This window comes from Deinococcus sp. (genome assembly GCF_018260405.1).
In the GTDB taxonomy this organism is placed as follows: Bacteria; Deinococcota; Deinococci; order Deinococcales; family Deinococcaceae; genus Deinococcus.
Genome location: NZ_JAGLBG010000055.1, coordinates 1 through 17154 on the forward strand (window position 1 = coordinate 1; position 17154 = coordinate 17154).

Genomic DNA, 17154 nt, shown 5'->3' on the forward strand with positions numbered 1-17154 from the left:
AACAAGGTAACTGTACCGGAAGGTGCGGTTGGATCACCTCCTTTCTAAAGCGCTCCACAACACACTTCTCTTCTTTACCATCTGACCTTTAGGCCCCCCAGGAAACTGGGGGGCTTTGCGCTGTCTTATGATTTTTACTCTCTCCTATACCGAGTTCAGTTTTTTCGCTAAAGTGAACCCATGCTGACTTTTGAACAGGCTCAACAGGATGTAAACAAGCTGACCAAGAAGCCGGGCAATGATGTTTTGCTCAAACTGTATGCCCTTTACAAACAAGGGAGTGAAGGCGACGTATCGGGTAAGCGCCCTGGTGGGTTTGATTTTGTGGGTGGAGCGAAGTATGACGCCTGGAGTGAACATCAGGGTAAGCCGCAGGAGCAGGCCCAGCAAGAATATGTCGCGCTGGTCGAGCAACTGCTCTTGGCAGATCAGCACTGACATTACGGGGTGAGTGCCTGAATAGGAATAGCTTGCTAAGCTGCCAACGTGACTGATTCCTCAGCGGCATTGGCAGCAGCCAAAGCCAGGATGCGCGAACTTGCTAGCGCTTATAGCCAGCGGGTGCCTGGACTTGATGCCCACAGCCTGATTCTGGGCCTAGACGGGATCGAACTTAAGTATATGCCGATGGGTGAGCGCGACGGCGCCTATGACCCTGAGCATCACGTCATCCTGATCAATAGTAAGGTCAGACCGGAGCGGCAGCGTTTTACCCTGGCCCATGAGATCAGTCACGCGCTCCTTCTGGATGACGACGACCTGTTGAGCGATATTCACGACGCTTTTGAGGGTGAGCGGCTCGAAGAGGTCATCGAAAGTCTGTGTAATGTGGGGGCAGCTTCACTTTTGATGCCCCAGAGTCTCATGAACGAAATGACACAGCGCTTTGGCTATACGGGCCGCACACTGGCGGAGCTGGCGAGGCGGGCGGATGTCAGCCACTCGACAGCCCTCTATGCGCTGGCCGAGCAGACGCCGCAGCCCACGCTGTATACCGTCTGCGCGGTAAGCCGTCAGGAGCAAGAAGAGGCAGCAGGGGCGTTAAAAGCTCTCTCGGTTCGGGTGTTCGGAGCGTCGCCGGGGGTCAAGTATTCGATTCGTCCGGGGACCGTTATTCCGGACGATCATCCTATTGCGCGGGCGCTTGACACTGGATTCGAGATGAGCGAGCAGAGCTACGTGCCGTTTCGCTCCGGGCGCAGGATGCCCGCCTATGTTGTCGCCTATCCGGCGCGTGGCTTTGCCGTCACGGCCAGTTTTACGTTTCACGATTTGAAGGAAGAAAATGGGTAATCACCAGCTGAGTTTCAGGTTCGAGGTTCCAGGAGGCCGCAGAACCGCTGAAGGTTGGAGCGTACTTTGGCAGGGCTGCGCTGTCATGGGAATCCTGAATGCCACTCCGGACAGCTTCAGTGATGGTGGACGGCATTTTTCGGTTGACATGGCTTTGGCTTCTGCGCGGAGCATGCGGGACAGTGGGGTCTTTATGCTTGATGTAGGTGGCGAGAGCACCCGTCCAGGGTCCGACCCGGTCGACGCGGCCACTGAGCTTGACCGGGTGTTGCCAGTGATCCGCGCGTTACGGGAACTGGACGTGCTGATCAGCGTGGACACCATGAAGCCGGAAGTCGCGGCGGCGGCTCTGAAAGCGGGGGCACACCTGATCAACGATGTGACGGGCTTAAGCCAGTCTGAAATGGTGCGGGTCTGTGCGGAAGCTGGGGCCGCCGCGTGCATCATGCACATGCAGGGCGAGCCGCGCACCATGCAGCACCAGCCGAGATATGACGATGTGGTGGCCGAGGTGCATGGCTACCTGCGGCAGCGGGCCGCTGAGGTCAAGGCTGCGGGCGTGCCATCGGTGCTGCTTGACCCAGGAGTCGGCTTTGGCAAGACGTTGGAGCATAATCTGGCCCTGATCCGGGCAGTGGGCGACCTCGCAGCGGGTGAGAACCCCGTACTGATGGCCGCCAGCCGCAAGAAGACCATCGACTTCCTTGCCGACGTACCGGAGGCGGCCAAGCGTGATCCCGGCAGCCTGGCCCTGCACCTGCATTCGGCGCGGCACGGCGCGGCCATGGTGCGCGCGCACGCCGCTAGCGAGCATGTGCAGGCGCTTCGGGTACAGCAAAGAATCGAGCAGTCTGTGGGCGGCTAGACTCTGGACATGTCACGGGTCGTTCTGGAAGGTCTGGAGTTTCATGCCAGACACGGCGTTTTTGAGTCTGAAGGTGTCCTGGGGGCACGGTTCGTGGTGGACGCCGAACTGTATTACGACTTTTCCGGAATGGCCGACGACCTGAATGAAGCTGTCAATTACGCTGCCGTGTACGAAGTGATCCGCCAGGAAGTAACCGAGCAGACGCATCAGCTGATCGAGGTGCTCGCGAACCGCGTCGCCCAGCGTATCCTGCATGAGCAGCCCAGATTGGAGCGGGTTACGGTGCGGGTTCACAAGCCGTTTGCGCCCATTCCGGGGATTTTCCGGGACGTTTACGCCGAACTGACCCTGGTTCAGGGCACGGGATGAGGCCGAACTTGTCCAATCAGGCCGTTTACGTGGCGCTGGGGGCCAATCTGGGCCAGCCTTTACCGACGCTGCGACGGGCCAAAGAGGAACTGAGCGGGCTGGGGCAGCTCACCGGTCAATCACGCCTTTACCGCACGGTTGCGGTTGGTGGCCCCGCCGGGCAGCCTGATTATCTGAACGCGGCTTTGCGGATGGAAACATCGCTTGCGCCGGGGCCGCTTCTTGCAGCCCTGCATAAGATCGAAGACCGTGCCGGGCGCGAGCGCCATCAGCGCTGGGAAGCGCGGGTGCTGGACCTTGACCTGATTGTCTACGGCGATCTGGTGCAAACCGGGCCGCCTGAACTCCCTCACCCCCGCGCCTGGGAACGGGCTTTTGTGCTGGCTCCACTGGCCGACCTCGATCCCGAGCTGCGCCATCCGGTGAGTGGGGAAACGGTGGCTGCTGCATTAGCGAGGGCCGGACTGGGCGGAATTAGGACACTGGAAGAAAACTGGTAGAGGCTGCTGGGGTGCTAGCCTGCCCGCATGCAAGTGAACGTGGTCTTTTTTGCCCAGCTAAAGCGTGAAGTGGGCGTTGAGCAGCTTTCTGTGGAAGTACCGCCGGGGTCAAGTGTGCGGACCGTGGCGGCACTGGTCGAGGCGCAGCATGGTGTAAGCCTGAAAGGTTGCATGGTAGCCGTCAATGAAACCTATGCGGCGCCCGATCAGGTGCTCAGTGAGGGAGAAGAGGTCGCGTTTTTGCCGCCGGTGGCTGGTGGAAGTCAGGGCGATACCCTCTGCGAAATCACCCCAGCTGTACTAAGCCTTTCCACAGCCGACGCCTTCCTGGTGCGGCCCGAGTACGGTGCTCAGGCCTATTTTGTAGGCACGGTCCGCAGTCCTAATAGCGGAAAACAGGTGGAATTTATCGAGTACGAGGGCTTTGCGCCGCTGGCCCGTAAGGTCATGCACGAAGCCGCCGCCGCCGCCCGAGAAAAACATGGCGAACTGCGGGTGTACCTTCAGCACCGCACCGGCAAACTGTTTCCCGGCGACGCCAGCATCCTGATCGGGGTCGCCAGCCCGCACCGCCGCGCCGCGCTGGAAGCGTGCGACTTTCTGATCGAGTACCTGAAAGTGAATGTGCCGGTCTGGAAACACGAGGCCGACGAGGACGGCCAGCACTGGGTCGCCGGGCAAACGGGGCATGAGACTTTGTAGAACTCCTCATACAGACTGCCGCTTGAGCTGGGCAGTGTTGAATTCAATCCGTGCGGAGGCGATGAGGAGCTTCCGGTTACAGTTCCGCGTATCTGGGGAAAGCGCCCGAAGCCGGTTCACTTCCACCGGGCGCTTCTTTTTGCCTACTCATACGGATTCCGATTGATTTGGTGCAGTTCCGAATCAATCCGAGCGAATGCGAGTAGGAACAACATACGGGTTTCGCGGTATGGAGCCGCAGGCGGTGTCTTCCCGACTGTGGCGGAATTTAGCGGAATCCGTATCACTCTGTCCAGGCGCTTGGGCAAAACGGACTCGCTTGAGCAAGCCTGGTCGCCTCCCGACCAAAACGGCACCCTTGAAGGGGTCTGGTCGCCTCCCAACTTCGGACGGAATTGAGCGGAGTTGGCCTCAGCTATGCGTCATGTCCAGCGGCACGACCCACTTGGCAAATTCTTCCTCGGTGACGTAACCCAGTTCCAGCGCCGATTCTTTGAGCGAGAGGCCCTTCTTGTGGGCGTTCTTGGCAATCGCGGCGGCTTTGTCGTAGCCGATGTGCTTGTTCAGGGCGGTGACCTGCATGAGGTTGGTGTCTAGGTTAGCCTTGATTTTAGCCTCGTTAGGTTCGATGCCCACGGCGCAGTAGTCGTTGAAGGCGAGGCAGGCGTCGGCTATCAGGCGGATGCTTTCCAGTACGGCGTGAACCATTACCGGCTTGAACACGTTGAGCTGAAAGTTGCCCTGGCTGCCCGCGAAGGCGACGGTGGCGTCGTTGCCAAAGACGCGGGTGGCGACCATCGTCATGGCTTCGGACTGGGTGGGGTTGACCTTGCCGGGCATGATGCTGCTGCCGGGTTCGTTCTCGGGGATGGTGATTTCGCCGATGCCGTTGCGGGGGCCAGAGGCCAGCCAGCGCACGTCGTTCGCCATCTTCATCAGTGCGCCCGCCAGAGTACGCAGCGCGGCGGAGGTTTGCACCAGCGCGTCGTGGGCGCTCAGCGCAGCGAATTTATTCTCGGCGCTGCGGAATTTGTAGCCTGTCTCGGCTTCATATTTTTGGGCGGCGAGGTCACCGAATTTAGGGTGGGCGTTCAGGCCCGTGCCGACCGCCGTGCCCCCGATGGCGAGGTCAAGCAGTCCTTCGCCCGCGTGCTTGACCTCGGCCAGCGCGTAGTCGAGTTGCGCGACCCAGCCGCCGATTTCCTGGCCCAGCGTAATGGGCGTGGCGTCTTGCAAGTGGGTGCGGCCCACCTTGACCAGCCCGCTGTACTGCACAGACTTGGCATGCAGGGTGTCCCGCAGCTTGCTGACCGCGCCGTACAGCCGCTCGTTGAGTTCCAGCACCACGGCGATATGCATGGCGGTGGGAAAGGTGTCGTTGCTGCTCTGGCCCCGGTTGACGTGGTCGTTGGGGTGTACGGGCGTTTTGCTGCCCATCTCGCCGCCCGCCAGCTCTATGGCGCGGTTACTGATGACCTCGTTGGCGTTCATGTTGCTCTGGGTGCCGGAGCCGGTCTGGAAGACCACCAGCGGGAAATGCTCGTCCAGCTGTCCGGAAATCACCTCGTCGGCGGCCTTTACGATCAGGTCGGCGATGTGTGAAGGCAGTTCGCCCAACTCGGCGTTGGCCTGCGCCGCGCCTTTTTTCAGGATGCCCAGCGCCCGGATGACGGGGCGGCCCCACACGAAGGTGTCGCGCCCAATCGGGAAATTGTGAATGCTGCGCTCGGTCTGTGCGCCCCAGTATTTGCTGGCGTCGACGTCGAGTTTGCCCATGGTGTCGGATTCGCTGCGGGTTTTGGTCATAACGGCTTCAGTTTACGGCGCGGCGGGTGTTACCGGATCAGGGCACACCTGCGGCCTTTCTTCCGACTTCAGCGCAGCGTGCGTTTAAGCAGCGTGACCTTGACGTTCACGGCTTTCTTGTTGCGCCACACCTTAAGGGTCACAGTCTGGCCGGGGCGCTTGGCGGCGACCAGCCGGGCTACATCGAAGGTGTTCTTGACCCGCTGGTTGTCTACCGCCACGATAATGTCGCCCAGCGGGGCCAGCAGCTGATCTTTGGTGTTACGCAACGAACCGCGCAGGCCCGCACGTGCTCCGGCACTTCCCGCCGGAACGTCCCAGACCAGCGCCCCCTCGCTGCTGCTGAGGCCCGCGAGCTGGCGCAGGGCCGGGTCAAGTTCGCCCAGATCGTGCAGCGTGACGCCCAGGCTGCCGCGCTGGGGCACGCCATCTTTTTGCAGATCGTCCACGCTCTGTTTGATGAGGTCGCCGGGAATGGCGATCCCGATCACGCCGGGTACGAAGTTGGTCGGTGCGGCGCTGGCATCGGCAACAGCAACCACCGCGCCGCGCGAATCGAACACCGGGCCGCCGCTGCTGCCCCCCTGGATGCTGGCCGTGGTGACAATGTACTGCGGGATTTCCTGCCCGAGGCCGTCGTTGCGCGGCACGTCCCCGGGGTTGGCAAGCACGCTAAAAATCCCGGTGCTCACGAAGTTCTGAAAGCGCAGGGGCGTGCCCACCGCGATGAGCTTCTGCCCCGGAATCAGGCGGGCGCTGCTGCCGAAGCCCAGGGTCTTGGGAGCGGTGACTCCGGTGACGCGCAGCAGGGCCAGATCGATGCCCGGATCGACTCCCTCGACTTTGGCCGGGGCGCGGCGGCCGTTATACAGCACCACCGTCAGCGAGTCGTAGTCCTTGATGACGTGGTAATTCGTTACGATCAGGTCTTTCTTGATGAAAAACCCGCTGCCCACTTCCAGGGGGTCGTCACCCTGTTGCAGCACTTCCGGGCGCAGGCGATTGTCGATTCGCACGACGGCGGGAATCGCTGCCTGAGTAACCTCGACGGTGTTGATCTCGTCGTTGGTCACCAGGGCTTTTTGTGCGCTGACGCGGCCTATGAGGTACGCCGAACTGCTCGCCGCCAGCAGCAGGGCCGTGACGCCCAGAACGCGCGCGCGGTTCACTCGCCGCCGCCGCCCCCGCCCTCGCTGGATTTTTCCTTGCGGGAGTCGTTGACATAAAAGCCGCTGCCCTTGAACGCGATGCCGGGCCGGGCCAGCACGCGCTTGATGGCTGCGCCCGTTTCGGGATGGGTGGTGAGCGGGGCGTCTTTCATGCTCTGCTTGATTTCGTAGATTTCGCTAGTTTCGAGATTCTTGTACAGGTACGTAGGCATGGGTGAAGTGTCCTTGTGGCGGAGGTTTTTACTCCGTTTGCCCCTCTATCCTAGCAGGGGAGCCGCCCGGTAATATTTGGCAAAGCTTGAGTGATGTACTCAGGGTAGCTAGGGTGCCGGAAATGCTATGTTAACCAGCGAACCTTTGGTGTCAGGTTCACACAAACAGGGCAGCGCAAGGCCCGTAAAGGTTTAAGGCATAGCCCTTTACGGGATACGAGGTGGAAGTCAGCGAGTTTCTGCGGATGCTTCCAGGCCAGGCAATCAGGGCCTACCCGACGTTCGGTTACCGGATGTGAAACGCGGCGATAACCCCCGTAGCAATACGGACATAAGGCCGGGTAAGATGCACAAAATTTAAAATTTGACACCCCGGAGCAGCCTGATGGTTGACCCGTCCAATGGTCTTAGACCCTTAGACTTGCTAGACCTTTAGACCGCTCCGAAGGAGCATTTATGTGCGGAATCGTAGGTTATATCGGCACCCGTCAGGCGCAGGACGTTCTCATTTCGGGCCTTTCCAAGCTGGAGTACCGGGGATACGACTCGGCGGGCGTGGCGATCAGAGACGGCGGGCACATCAGCGTCGAGAAAAAGGCGGGCAAGCTGGCGAATCTGGCCACCGTGCTGGAACAGCGTCCCCTGCACGGCACGCTGGGCATCGGCCATACGCGCTGGGCCACCCACGGCCTGCCGAACGATACCAACGCCCACCCGCACGCCAGCGAGGACGGCAAGATCGTCATCATTCACAACGGCATCATCGAGAATTATCTACCGCTGAAAGAAGCACTGCTCAAGCGTGGGCACAAGTTCAGCAGTGAAACCGACAGCGAAGTGCTGGTTCACCTGATCGAAGAAAAGTACCAGCAGGCCGGGGGCGACCTGTACGAAGCCGTGCGGCTGGCGCTGGGCGACGTGCGTGGCGCTTACGGCATCGTGGTGACGCACGTGGATCACCGCGAGATCGTGGCGGCCCGCACCGTGTCGCCGATGGTGATGGGGGTAGGCGAGGGCGAAATGTTCCTGGCCTCGGATGTGCCCGCGCTGCTGCCCTACACCCGCGAAATGGTCTTTTTGCACGACGGCGACATGGTGGTTTTGCACGACGACGGCTTCAAGGTCACTGACCTGAAAGGCAACGAGGTCAGGCGCGAAATCGAGCATATCGACTGGGACGCCGAGGCCGCCGAGAAGGGCGGGTACGACTCCTACATGATGAAGGAAATCTACGAGCAGCCCAACGCCCTCACCAACACGCTGATCGGTCGTCTGCACGACGATACCGGGCAGGTCAATCTGGATATCAACCTCGACCCGGCCAGCTTCAAGCGCATCAGCATCATCGCGTGTGGCACGGCCTTTTACGCTGGGATGGTCGGCGAATACCTGATCGAGCAGCTGGCACGCATCCCGGTAGACATCGACGTGGCGTCGGAATACCGCTACCGCAACCCACTGGTCAGCGAAAACACCCTCGCCATCGTGATGAGTCAGAGCGGCGAGACCATCGACACGCTCGAGGCGCTACGCGAGGCCAAGAAGTACGGCGCCAAGACCCTGGGCATCATCAACGCCAAGGGGAGCAGCATGACCCGCGAGGTCGATGACACGCTGTACATCCACGCTGGTCCCGAGATCGGCGTGGCGAGCACCAAGGCGTATACCAGCATGGTCAGCGCGATGCTGATGCTGGCGCTGTGGCTGGGCCGCGCCCGTGGCACGCTGGATGAGACTGCGGGGCGCAAACTGCTGCACTCGGCCCGCGAACTGCCGCGTCTGGTCGAGGCCGCACTGGAGCCTGAGCGCGTCGAGAACATCCGGGCCATTGCCGAGAAGTACGCCGACTCCCGCGACTTCCTGTTCTTGGGGCGCGGCGTGAACAGCCCTACAGCTTACGAGGGGGCGCTGAAGCTCAAGGAAATCAGCTACATTCACGCCGAAGCCTACGCCGCCGGGGAAATGAAGCACGGCCCGATTGCGCTGATCGACGAGCACATGCCGGTGGTTGTGATCGCCACCGAGAGCAAGCTGCTCGAAAAGACCATCAGCAACGTGCAGGAAGTCCGCGCCCGCAAAGGCCGGGTGATTCTGCTACTCTCTGACGGCGACACCGAGAACGCCCGCTACGGCGACGACGTGATCTACGTGCCCCGCGCCGACGAGATGGTCAGCCCGGTGGTCAACGCGGTGGCGCTGCAACTGCTCTCCATTTTTATTGCCCAGAAGCTCGGCAAGGACGTAGACAAACCCCGCAACCTCGCTAAGGCCGTGACCGTCGAGTAATTCAGCCCCCCCTGCCTACAGCCGCCTGGACAGATGTTCCTTCAATTCGACGGGTCGCTGTGACAAACCCAGATTGGCCATGGCCGCTGCCCGCGCAACTGGGCCGTGGCTCTTTCAGTGCCTCTTTACCTGTTCCCCATACTGTACTCGTAAGGAGTCGGGACACTGGGAGCATGAACCGAATCCTGCCTCTGCTGACCGTGGCCCTGCTGGCTTCCACGGCGGCGGCCCAAACCAACCCGTCTCAGCCTGCGCCGCCCACGCAAACGGCGGCGCAGTGGGCCGCGACCTCTACTGCCCTGGCCGCTAAAGCCCGCGCCACCTATCAGGCCGGGCATTACGCCATTGACCAGACGCTCTGGCGACAGGCCGCCGACGCCGCCGAGGCCGCTGTGGCCGCCGACCCCGGCAACCCGGATTACCTTAAACTCCGTGCACAGCTGTATACCGAAATCGGCTTCTGGAAAAAGGCCGAGGCCGCCTGGAGTGCTTATTACCGGGCAGTGCCGAGGGCGGGCACGGCGGCCGACCATACGGCGGCGATTGCCCAGTACAACCTGGGGTACGCAGCTTACACGCGCCAGAGCCCCAGTCAGGCGGCGGCCTACTTCGACCGCTGCCTGAAACTGGACCCACAGAATGTGCTGTGCAGCAGCTGGGCGGCCCGCACCGCGCTTGAAGCGGGCGAGTACACCCGCGCTCAGAACTACTACGCCCAGGCCCTGCAACTCAGCCCGAACGACAAGACGCTGGCGTACTTCAGCGGCCTGGCCAAGAGTGCCGGAACGTATGGCCCCGCCGCCACCCAGGCGTTCAGTCAGGCCTATATCGAACTCGACGCCGGGCGCAAGGAACAGGCCCTCGCCAAGTTCCAGGAAGCGGCGCGGGCGGCCCCCAACTTTGCCGAGGCGTGGCGGGAAGCGGGCCGCCTAGCGCTGGAACTTGGGAATGCCCAGGCCGCTGTGGACGCCTACAGGGGCGTTTCGGCGCTGCCCAGCACTGACAAAAGCGACGCCTATAACCTCGGGCTGGCCCGGGAAGGGCTTCAATACGGCCTGGGCGCGGTGCAGACCTTCCGCGCGGCCTACAACCAATACGTGGCGGGCGACAGGGCGGCGGCGCTGTCCGGGTTCACGCAGGCGGCCACGCAAAACCCCACTTACGCCAAAGCCTGGGCCTGGGTGGGCCGGGTGCAGTACGAGGCCAAGAACTTCCCGGCGGCGGCTGAGGCTTACAGCAAGGCGGTGGCCCTCGACCCTACCGACAAGAGCAGCGCCTATTACCTGCAACTGGCGCAGCAGGGCAAATAAACCCCGGCAGGAAATAAACCCCGGCAGGACACGAAAAGCGGCTCGCCCCCGCATAAATCAGGCGCGAGCCGCTTTTCTGATTGGTCTGAAAGTTATTCCATTCCAGTCGCAATTTCGCGGCTGTCGTCGCTGATCCAGTCGCTCCACGATCCGGCGTACAGGCGGTTTTGTGGCCCCAGGGGTACGCCTGCCAGTTCGCGGGCCATCAGGTTGGTCGTAGCGCTCACCCCGCTGCCGCAGTAGGTCACGGTCGGTCGGTCGCCCGCCGCCAGCCTTGCGGCCTGCGCCGCCGCCGGTTTAAAGGTGCCTTCCGGGTGCTGCGCGTCGGCCCAGTTCCGGTTGACCGCGCCGGTAATGTGGCCCGCCTTCTTGTCGAGCGGCTCTGTTGCTCCGGCGTAGCGCTGCGGTGCCCGTGAATCGATCAGCAGCACGTCTGGCCCGCGCCGCTGCACGTCGGCGGCAGTGGCCAGCAGGTCGGTCTGCACGTCGGCTTTGAAGGTTGTGGGCGTGGGCACAGCTTCGTCGGTACTGACGGCTCCGCCTGCTGCCAGGTACATGGGCCAGCCGCCGTCCAGCACGTACACCTCGCGGTGCCCCAGCCAACGCAGCAGCCACCAGGCGCGGGCGGCGTAGTAGCCCTGGCCGCCGGTAGGGTCGTCGTAGCACACCACCACGCTGTCGTTGCCGATGCCCAGGCTGCCCAGCCACTTGGCCAATGCCTGCGGGTCAGGCAGCGGATGGCGGCCCCCCGCACCGTCCGGGCGTACCGGAGCACTCAGGTCAGTTTCGAGGTCGGCGTAGGCCGCGCCGGGAACATGGCCCTGCATGTAGGCCACGCGCCCGATCAGCGGGTCGCTCATGTTGTAGCGGCAGTCCAGCACGCGTAACTGCTGGTTCTGAAGCTGTTCGGTAAGCCACTGGGCCGACTTGAGGGGCGCTGGGATCATGCTTTAGGGTAAGCCAAGCGGCTGGAGGGGATACGTTGCACTGGTCACGACACCTCACCGCTGGTGGTCGGGAAGCAATCTACCCGCAGGCGGTACCGACGGACTTCCTCCAGGTGGAGCGGACGGTTTTCCTAAGAAGCTGGCGGGTCTAGAAGCAGGTGAGAGGCTGTTTGAACCCCGACCCGAGCCAAAGGTGGTGGCCAGGTACAGTTCCGGTCCTTCGGGAAAAGCACCTGGATGATCTACACTTCCCCCAGCCACACTTCCCCCAGCCACCACTGATCAGCATCCATGACCGGCTGGACATAAGGCAATCTTTAAGAAATAACAGTCAAAGAGTCGGTTTGGTTACACTTAGGTGCTTGCCCAGCGCTGCCGGTTAGACCGACCTGAGAACAGTGACGGGCATAGGAGGGCATATGAATATCAGCGATCTTATCCAGTCTTATTTTGATGGCGACAACGCGCAGCGACTGGGACAGGTTGTAGGCCTCGACGGTACTGTGGCGCAAAAGGCTCTGGCGTCGGGTCTGCCTATGCAGCTCAGTGCATTGGCCGAACACGCCGCCCACCCCGAAGGCCAGAAGCAGGTGCTCGAAGCCGTGTCCAGCCTGCCGCAGTTCGGTAGCATCACTGAAGTGCTTAGCGCCAGCGACGGCGCGTCTAACCTTCAGCGTGCCGGTGAGTTGCTCGTCCCCGCCCTGATCGGTGCCAAGTCCGAGAACATCGTCAACACGGTGACCAGACAGGTCGGCGGCAGTGTCGGCGGCGTGCAAAAAATCCTGCAAATGGCCCTGCCGCTGGTGCTTAGCCTGCTGGGCCGCCACGGCATGAACGCAAGCAACATCGGCTCGATGCTCAGCCCCTTCAGTGGTCTGGGCGGCACCCTGGGCGCAGCGAACGGTGCCGCAAACACTGTGGGCGGTGCGGTTAATACCGGTGCAAACGTAGCCAGCAACGCCGTGAACACGGGCGCAGCAGCAGTGGCCGGTGCCGCTGGCGCGGCGGCGGCGGGTCTCGGTGCCGCTGCTCTAGGCAGTGCAGGCGGCGCGGGCGGCCTTCTCGATCTGCTCAAGGCGCAGTTTAGCGGGGCCGCCGCCGACAAGCTCGGGGCGGCAGCGGGCTTCAATGGTAATGCGGCGGGCCGCGCCGTGCAGGGTGCGCTGCCGGTACTTCTGAACGCCATCGTCAGCAAAGGAAAGACTGAAGCCGGAGCCAGCGACTTACTCAAGCTGACCTCCCAGTTTTCGGGCCTGACGGGCCAGAACGGGCAGCTCAATGCCACCCTGCTGGGTGACAGCGCCGAACTGGCCCGCGTCGAAGGTCAGGGGCGCGGCCTGCTGGGCGGCCTGTTTGGCAATGTCGACGAGATTTCCGGACGCCTCGGCTCGGCGCTGGGCGGCAGCGGTAGCAACGCTTCACGCCTGTTGGCCCTGCTGTCCCCGCTGGTGCTCTCAGTTCTGGGCAAGCACAGCACGGGCATGAACGGCTCGGCGCTCAGTGGCCTGCTGGGCGGGATCAACACTTCCCACCTTACCGGCCTGCTGCCTGCTGGCCTGACTGGTCTGGGCGCTCTGCTGGGCGGTAGCGCCGTGGCCCCCCATGTCGCGGTCAAGCCGCCCGAGGTAATCGTGGCCAAGGCTGAACCCGAAGTCAAGACTCCGGTCGTGGCCGTGCCCCCTGCGCCCCCCACCGTGACCCCGGCCCCGGCCCCGGTCGCCCCAGTCACCACCGAAAAGCGTGGCGGTTTCCCGTGGTGGCTCATTCCGCTGCTGCTGCTTTTGCTGCTGGGCGGCTGCTGGTTGCTGAGGCCCAAGCCTGCGACCACTGCGACTCCGACCGGCGACACCAAAACTGCGCCCGCGACCACTCCCGCAGCCGCGACTAACACCGGCACCTTTGCCATCACCGATCCCGCCGCCGGTGCCAAGCTGCCTGCTGGCGGCTTTGCCCTCAAGGGCACCGGCAAGGCGGGCGACGAGATCGAAGTGTTCCAAGACGGCACCAGCCTCGGTAAGGTCACGGTTGGCAGCGACGGCACCTGGAGTCAGGACGTGCCCAGCCCCGCCGCAGGTGCCCACACCTACAGCGTGAAAGGAGCCGACGGCGCCGAACTGGGCAACGTGGCGACCACCATCGGGGCTACCGATGCCAGCGCTGCCAACTGCACTAAGGACTACACCCTGAGCATGAAGGACGGCGAGACAGTTAACGAACCCTTCTTGTTCGGCGGCGTGGGTCAGGGCACCGGCTACACCGTGACTGTCAAGCGCGGCGACCGGGTCGTCGGTACGAAGGCGATTGCCCTCGACGGCACCTGTGGCTGGAGCTACGAGAGCAAGCCCGGCAAGGGCAAAGTCACCTACGAAGTGCGCCCCACCGGCGACGCGGCGGCGGCTCCTCTGAGCGTCATCAATATCACCGTCAACTGAGTCCTAACCAGGGCGGGCCACTTCTCTGCGGAGGGTGGCCCACTTTTTTTCTCTTCTGGTTCAGCGTCTGATGGTCGGGCAGCGGATATGGATTCCGCTCCATTGCACCCGCAGTGGGGAAGCGACCAGGCCCCATCATGGGTGCCGTTTTGGTCAAGAAGGTGCCGCCTGTACCCCGGAACCCGCATCTTTCCTGCTCGCCTCCGCTCGGATTGAATCCAGAAGGCCCGGTTCAATGGGCAGTTCGTCTTACCTTTTCGTGCGGCTGACTGTCCAAATACCCGCGAAATCGCGCAACTGGGTGTCGGTGTCTGGTGTGGCGTAGGCGCTGATGCTGCCATCCAGGTAAAGGGCGTCGGGGCACCTCAGTTCATCGCGGAAAAACGCGGCGAAGGTGTAGAAGTTGACCGGCCCCGCGCTGATTGCAAATTTGATCTTGCCGCCTTCGCACACGCCCACGCCGCTGCGTACCTTAAAACTGGTGCCTGCCCGGTTGAACTCGGGGTGAAGCCTACCGCCCTGCACCAGCAGCGGCCCCGACTGCGTGGCATAGGTGGGGTTCAGGTTGGCCGCCCGGTACGCCTGGGTTTCGGTGACCCCCGCCTGTTTGCCCCGCACCCAGAACACGCCGTTGGGCAGCAGCGCAAAGTTGCCGCCGTGGCGGGCATTATTCAGCGCCACCAGGGTCTTGCTGCCCTCGATATGCAGGCCCAGCGGTTTCAGGCCGGGCGCGTAAATACCGCTGTTGGTGGCAAACAGCATGGTCTTGCCCTCCTTGGCGAGCCGGGCCTGCACCTCGGCAAACGTGCGGTAAGGCGCAGCGGTGGTCGGGTTAATCCAGCGCAGTTGCAAGTCGTCCTGGGCGGGGTCTACCGTCGCCACCGTATACCGCATATCGCCGCTGGTCACGCGCACCACGGTGCTGGCCTGGGTCTGGGTACACGCACTGAGGAACAGCAGCAACAGGGCAACGGGAACAGACAGTCGCATCAGCTTCATCATGTCACAGGGCCGTTTCTTGCGGGTGACTACCGGGGGGCGTTACAGGGGCAACGTCAGCCTCATGCGCCCTGGCCTGCGCTCAGATTGAATCCAAAACGGCCCGGTTCAATCGGCAGTTCGTCTTAGTCGACCAGCATCGGAATCAGCACCGGGTTGCGTCCCGTGGCCTTGCGGACAAAGCGCCGCACCGCGCCGTACATATCGTCGCGCACGTCTTCCAGGCGGCGTTTCTCGCGCATGCCCTGCTCAACGGCTTCCTGCGCCACGCGGCGAATCTGGTCGTCGAGGTCGCGGTTGGGCCGCACGAAGCCGCGCGTGACCACTTCCACATGCACGGTGGGGTGCAGCACGGCGTTCAGGATGACGATGCCTTCTTGGCTCATGTTCACGCGGTCGAGCAGAACCTCGTCGCCCACGTCGCCCACGCCCAGACCATCTACGTACATCGCCCCGGCGGTCACAGTGCCACTGACGCGGAATTCGTCCGGCCCGACCGACACCACGTCGCCGTTCTGGGCGATCAGGGTGCGCTTGGGCGGGCGGGGGAGGGTCTGCGCCAGCTTGGCATGGTTGATCTGGTGGCGCGGCTCCCCGTGCCAGGGCAAAAAGAACTTGGGCCGCGCGAGGTTCAGCACCGTCGCCAGTTCTTCTTGTGAGGCGTGCCCCGAGGCGTGAATGCGGTAGGCGGGCGGGTAGATCACGTCTACCCCGATCTCGTACAGGCGGTTGACGATCAGGTTTACGGCGTCTTCGTTGCCTGGAATCGGGTTGCTGCTCAGAATAACCGTGTCGCCCCGGCGCAGCGCGATCTTGGCATGCGTGCCGAAGGCAAGGCGGCCCAGCACAGCCATCGGCTGGCCCTGTGACCCGGTGCATACGAACAGAATCTGCTGGTCTTGCAACTCGCCGACTTCCTCACTGGTCAGCAGCGGGTCGGGGAATTCCATCAGGCCCAGGCCCTGCGCGACCTGCGCGTATTTGAGCATCGAGCGGCCTTCCATGACCACCCGGCGGCTCTGGCGGTGCGCCAGCTTGATAACGTTCTGAATGCGGTGAACATTGCTGGCAAAGGTGGTCAGGAAAACGCGGCCTTTGCAATTGGCGATCACGTCTTCCAGATTTTTGGCGATTTCTGTTTCGCTCGGCGTGTGGCCGGGGCGCTCGGCGTTAGTGCTGTCGCTGATCAGTAGCAGCACGCCGTCCTTACCCGCCTGCTCGATGCGCCCGAGGTCGCTCAGCTGGCCGTCGCTGGGCTGCTCGTCGAGCTTGAAGTCGCCGGTATGCACGATGCGCCCGACCGGGGTAGTCAGCACGTACCCGGCGTTGTCGGGAATCGAGTGGGTCATCCGCACGAAGTCCACCTTGAAATGCTCACCGATCTGCACGCTGTCGGTCAGCTGCACCTCGCGCAGGTCGACCTCGCCGTCTTTGATACCGAACTCGGAGAGCTTCTCGCGCACCAGCCCCAGCGTTAGCGGAGCGCCGTACACCGGCACGCGGGGCAGGCGCGGAAAGATGTACGGCAGGCCGCCGATGTGATCTTCGTGGCCGTGGGTCAGAATCCAGCCCTTGATCAGGTGCTGGTGCTCCAGCAGATAATCAATCTTGGGAATGATCAGGTCGATGCCCATCTGGTGGGCCTTGGGAAAAGCGAGGCCGCCATCGACGACCATGATCTCGTCGGCGTAGCGGTAGGCGAAAATGTTCTTGCCGATTTCGCCCATGCCTCCGAGGGGAATCACTTCGAGGGCGGGTACGGTCGGGGTTTCGGGGTTGGTCATAAGGACTCCGTGGAAAACAACTCTGAATTGCTTTGGCAGCGCGGTCAGGCGCGGCATGAATGAAGGGGTGAAAACGGGTTTTGTCGTCTGGCAACTGCTAGAAGCTCACCAAAACGTGGTAGAGCTACCCTATCACACCCGCCTTGCCGGATGTGGCCGCCGCCTGCTTGTGACTGCTCGTGGGGGGAATACGGACTCCGCTTAGAGCATTTTGCAAAAGGGTGGTGCTCTTTTGACCATCTTTTTGCCGAGTGGAACGAGTGAACAAGAAAGAGCAGGACGGAGAATGAAGGGGGGCGGCGGTGTTGTTCCGACGTGCCCATCATTCGCAGAACTGCTCTAATTCCGACTCCTGGCCCCCTCACCACTTGCTGGGCAGATACAGATCAACTTCGGTGTCCTAAGAGGCTGTCTGAGGCCCATATCGTCGGAGTATCCATGCTGCCCTCTTCATCAGGCGCACAATCGCTGGAGCAG

The 17154-nt window shown here is 62.5% G+C and carries 15 protein-coding genes; 9 read left to right on the forward strand and 6 right to left on the reverse strand.

From position 1 onward, the window contains the following. Positions 1–180: 180 nt before the first annotated feature. The 6 genes from QZ269_RS08240 (at position 181) to moaD (ending at position 3732) form a co-directional block, all read left to right on the forward strand. On the forward strand, positions 181–438 hold the full coding sequence (locus tag QZ269_RS08240; RefSeq protein ID WP_291426175.1) for an acyl-CoA-binding protein: 258 nt from the start codon (positions 181–183) through the stop codon (positions 436–438). Positions 439–528: 90 nt separating this feature from the next. Continuing rightward, positions 529–1293 (forward strand): ImmA/IrrE family metallo-endopeptidase, encoded by a 765-nt coding sequence (locus QZ269_RS08245; RefSeq protein ID WP_291426202.1) that lies wholly within the window; start codon positions 529–531, stop codon positions 1291–1293. After that, on the forward strand, positions 1286–2158 hold the full coding sequence (gene folP, locus QZ269_RS08250) for a dihydropteroate synthase (protein ID WP_291426177.1): 873 nt from the start codon (positions 1286–1288) through the stop codon (positions 2156–2158). Before QZ269_RS08245 ends, folP begins: the two co-directional genes overlap by 8 nt. A 9-nt stretch (positions 2159–2167) precedes the next feature. Then, the gene (gene folB, locus QZ269_RS08255) at positions 2168–2530 is read left to right on the forward strand and encodes a dihydroneopterin aldolase (protein WP_291426178.1); all 363 of its coding nucleotides are present in this window, start codon (positions 2168–2170) and stop codon (positions 2528–2530) included. After that, positions 2527–3030, forward strand: coding sequence for a 2-amino-4-hydroxy-6-hydroxymethyldihydropteridine diphosphokinase (folK, locus tag QZ269_RS08260; protein WP_291426180.1), 504 nt, complete (start codon positions 2527–2529; stop codon positions 3028–3030). The genes folB and folK overlap by 4 nt, the downstream gene beginning before the upstream one ends. A 27-nt stretch (positions 3031–3057) precedes the next feature. After that, positions 3058–3732 carry a molybdopterin converting factor subunit 1 gene (gene moaD / locus QZ269_RS08265; protein ID WP_291426182.1) on the forward strand — a complete coding sequence of 225 codons (675 nt, stop codon included), beginning with the start codon at positions 3058–3060 and terminating at the stop codon, positions 3730–3732. A gap of 411 nt (positions 3733–4143) precedes the next feature. Here moaD and fumC read toward each other — a convergent pair whose 3' ends face one another. The 3 genes from fumC to QZ269_RS08280 all read right to left on the reverse strand — a co-directional run bounded on the left by fumC (position 4144) and on the right by QZ269_RS08280 (position 6919). Continuing rightward, positions 4144–5538: a class II fumarate hydratase gene (gene fumC / locus QZ269_RS08270; protein ID WP_291426184.1), complete on the reverse strand. Its 1395-nt coding sequence runs from the start codon at positions 5536–5538 to the stop codon at positions 4144–4146. A 68-nt stretch (positions 5539–5606) separates the two neighbouring features. Then, positions 5607–6707, reverse strand: a complete 1101-nt coding sequence (locus QZ269_RS08275) for a S1C family serine protease (RefSeq protein WP_291426186.1) — start codon at positions 6705–6707, stop codon at positions 5607–5609. Further along, positions 6704–6919: an FmdB family transcriptional regulator gene (locus QZ269_RS08280; protein WP_291426188.1), complete on the reverse strand. Its 216-nt coding sequence runs from the start codon at positions 6917–6919 to the stop codon at positions 6704–6706. Before QZ269_RS08280 ends, QZ269_RS08275 begins: the two co-directional genes overlap by 4 nt. Before the next feature lie 456 nt (positions 6920–7375). Between QZ269_RS08280 and glmS the strand changes: the two genes are divergently transcribed. Beyond that, entirely contained in the window at positions 7376–9205 is a 1830-nt protein-coding gene (gene glmS, locus QZ269_RS08285) for a glutamine--fructose-6-phosphate transaminase (isomerizing) (protein ID WP_291426190.1), read from the forward strand. A gap of 173 nt (positions 9206–9378) precedes the next feature. Beyond that, a complete protein-coding gene (locus QZ269_RS08290) occupies positions 9379–10515 on the forward strand; it encodes a tetratricopeptide repeat protein (protein WP_291426192.1) in 1137 nt (378 codons plus the stop codon). A 92-nt stretch (positions 10516–10607) separates the two neighbouring features. On the opposite strand, the gene QZ269_RS08295 is transcribed toward QZ269_RS08290, so the two are convergent. Then, positions 10608–11462 (reverse strand): sulfurtransferase, encoded by an 855-nt coding sequence (locus QZ269_RS08295; RefSeq protein ID WP_291426194.1) that lies wholly within the window; start codon positions 11460–11462, stop codon positions 10608–10610. A gap of 419 nt (positions 11463–11881) precedes the next feature. Here QZ269_RS08295 and QZ269_RS08300 point away from each other — a divergent pair, with 419 nt between their 5' ends. Next, positions 11882–13894, forward strand: a complete 2013-nt coding sequence (locus QZ269_RS08300; protein ID WP_291426196.1) for a DUF937 domain-containing protein — start codon at positions 11882–11884, stop codon at positions 13892–13894. Positions 13895–14143: 249 nt separating this feature from the next. Here the strand turns inward: QZ269_RS08300 and QZ269_RS08305 are convergent, their stop codons facing one another. Next, positions 14144–14884: a phosphodiester glycosidase family protein gene (locus QZ269_RS08305; protein ID WP_291426198.1), complete on the reverse strand. Its 741-nt coding sequence runs from the start codon at positions 14882–14884 to the stop codon at positions 14144–14146. 134 nt (positions 14885–15018) lie between these two features. Continuing rightward, positions 15019–16677: a ribonuclease J gene (locus QZ269_RS08310; protein WP_291426200.1), complete on the reverse strand. Its 1659-nt coding sequence runs from the start codon at positions 16675–16677 to the stop codon at positions 15019–15021. Positions 16678–17154 lie beyond the last annotated feature (477 nt).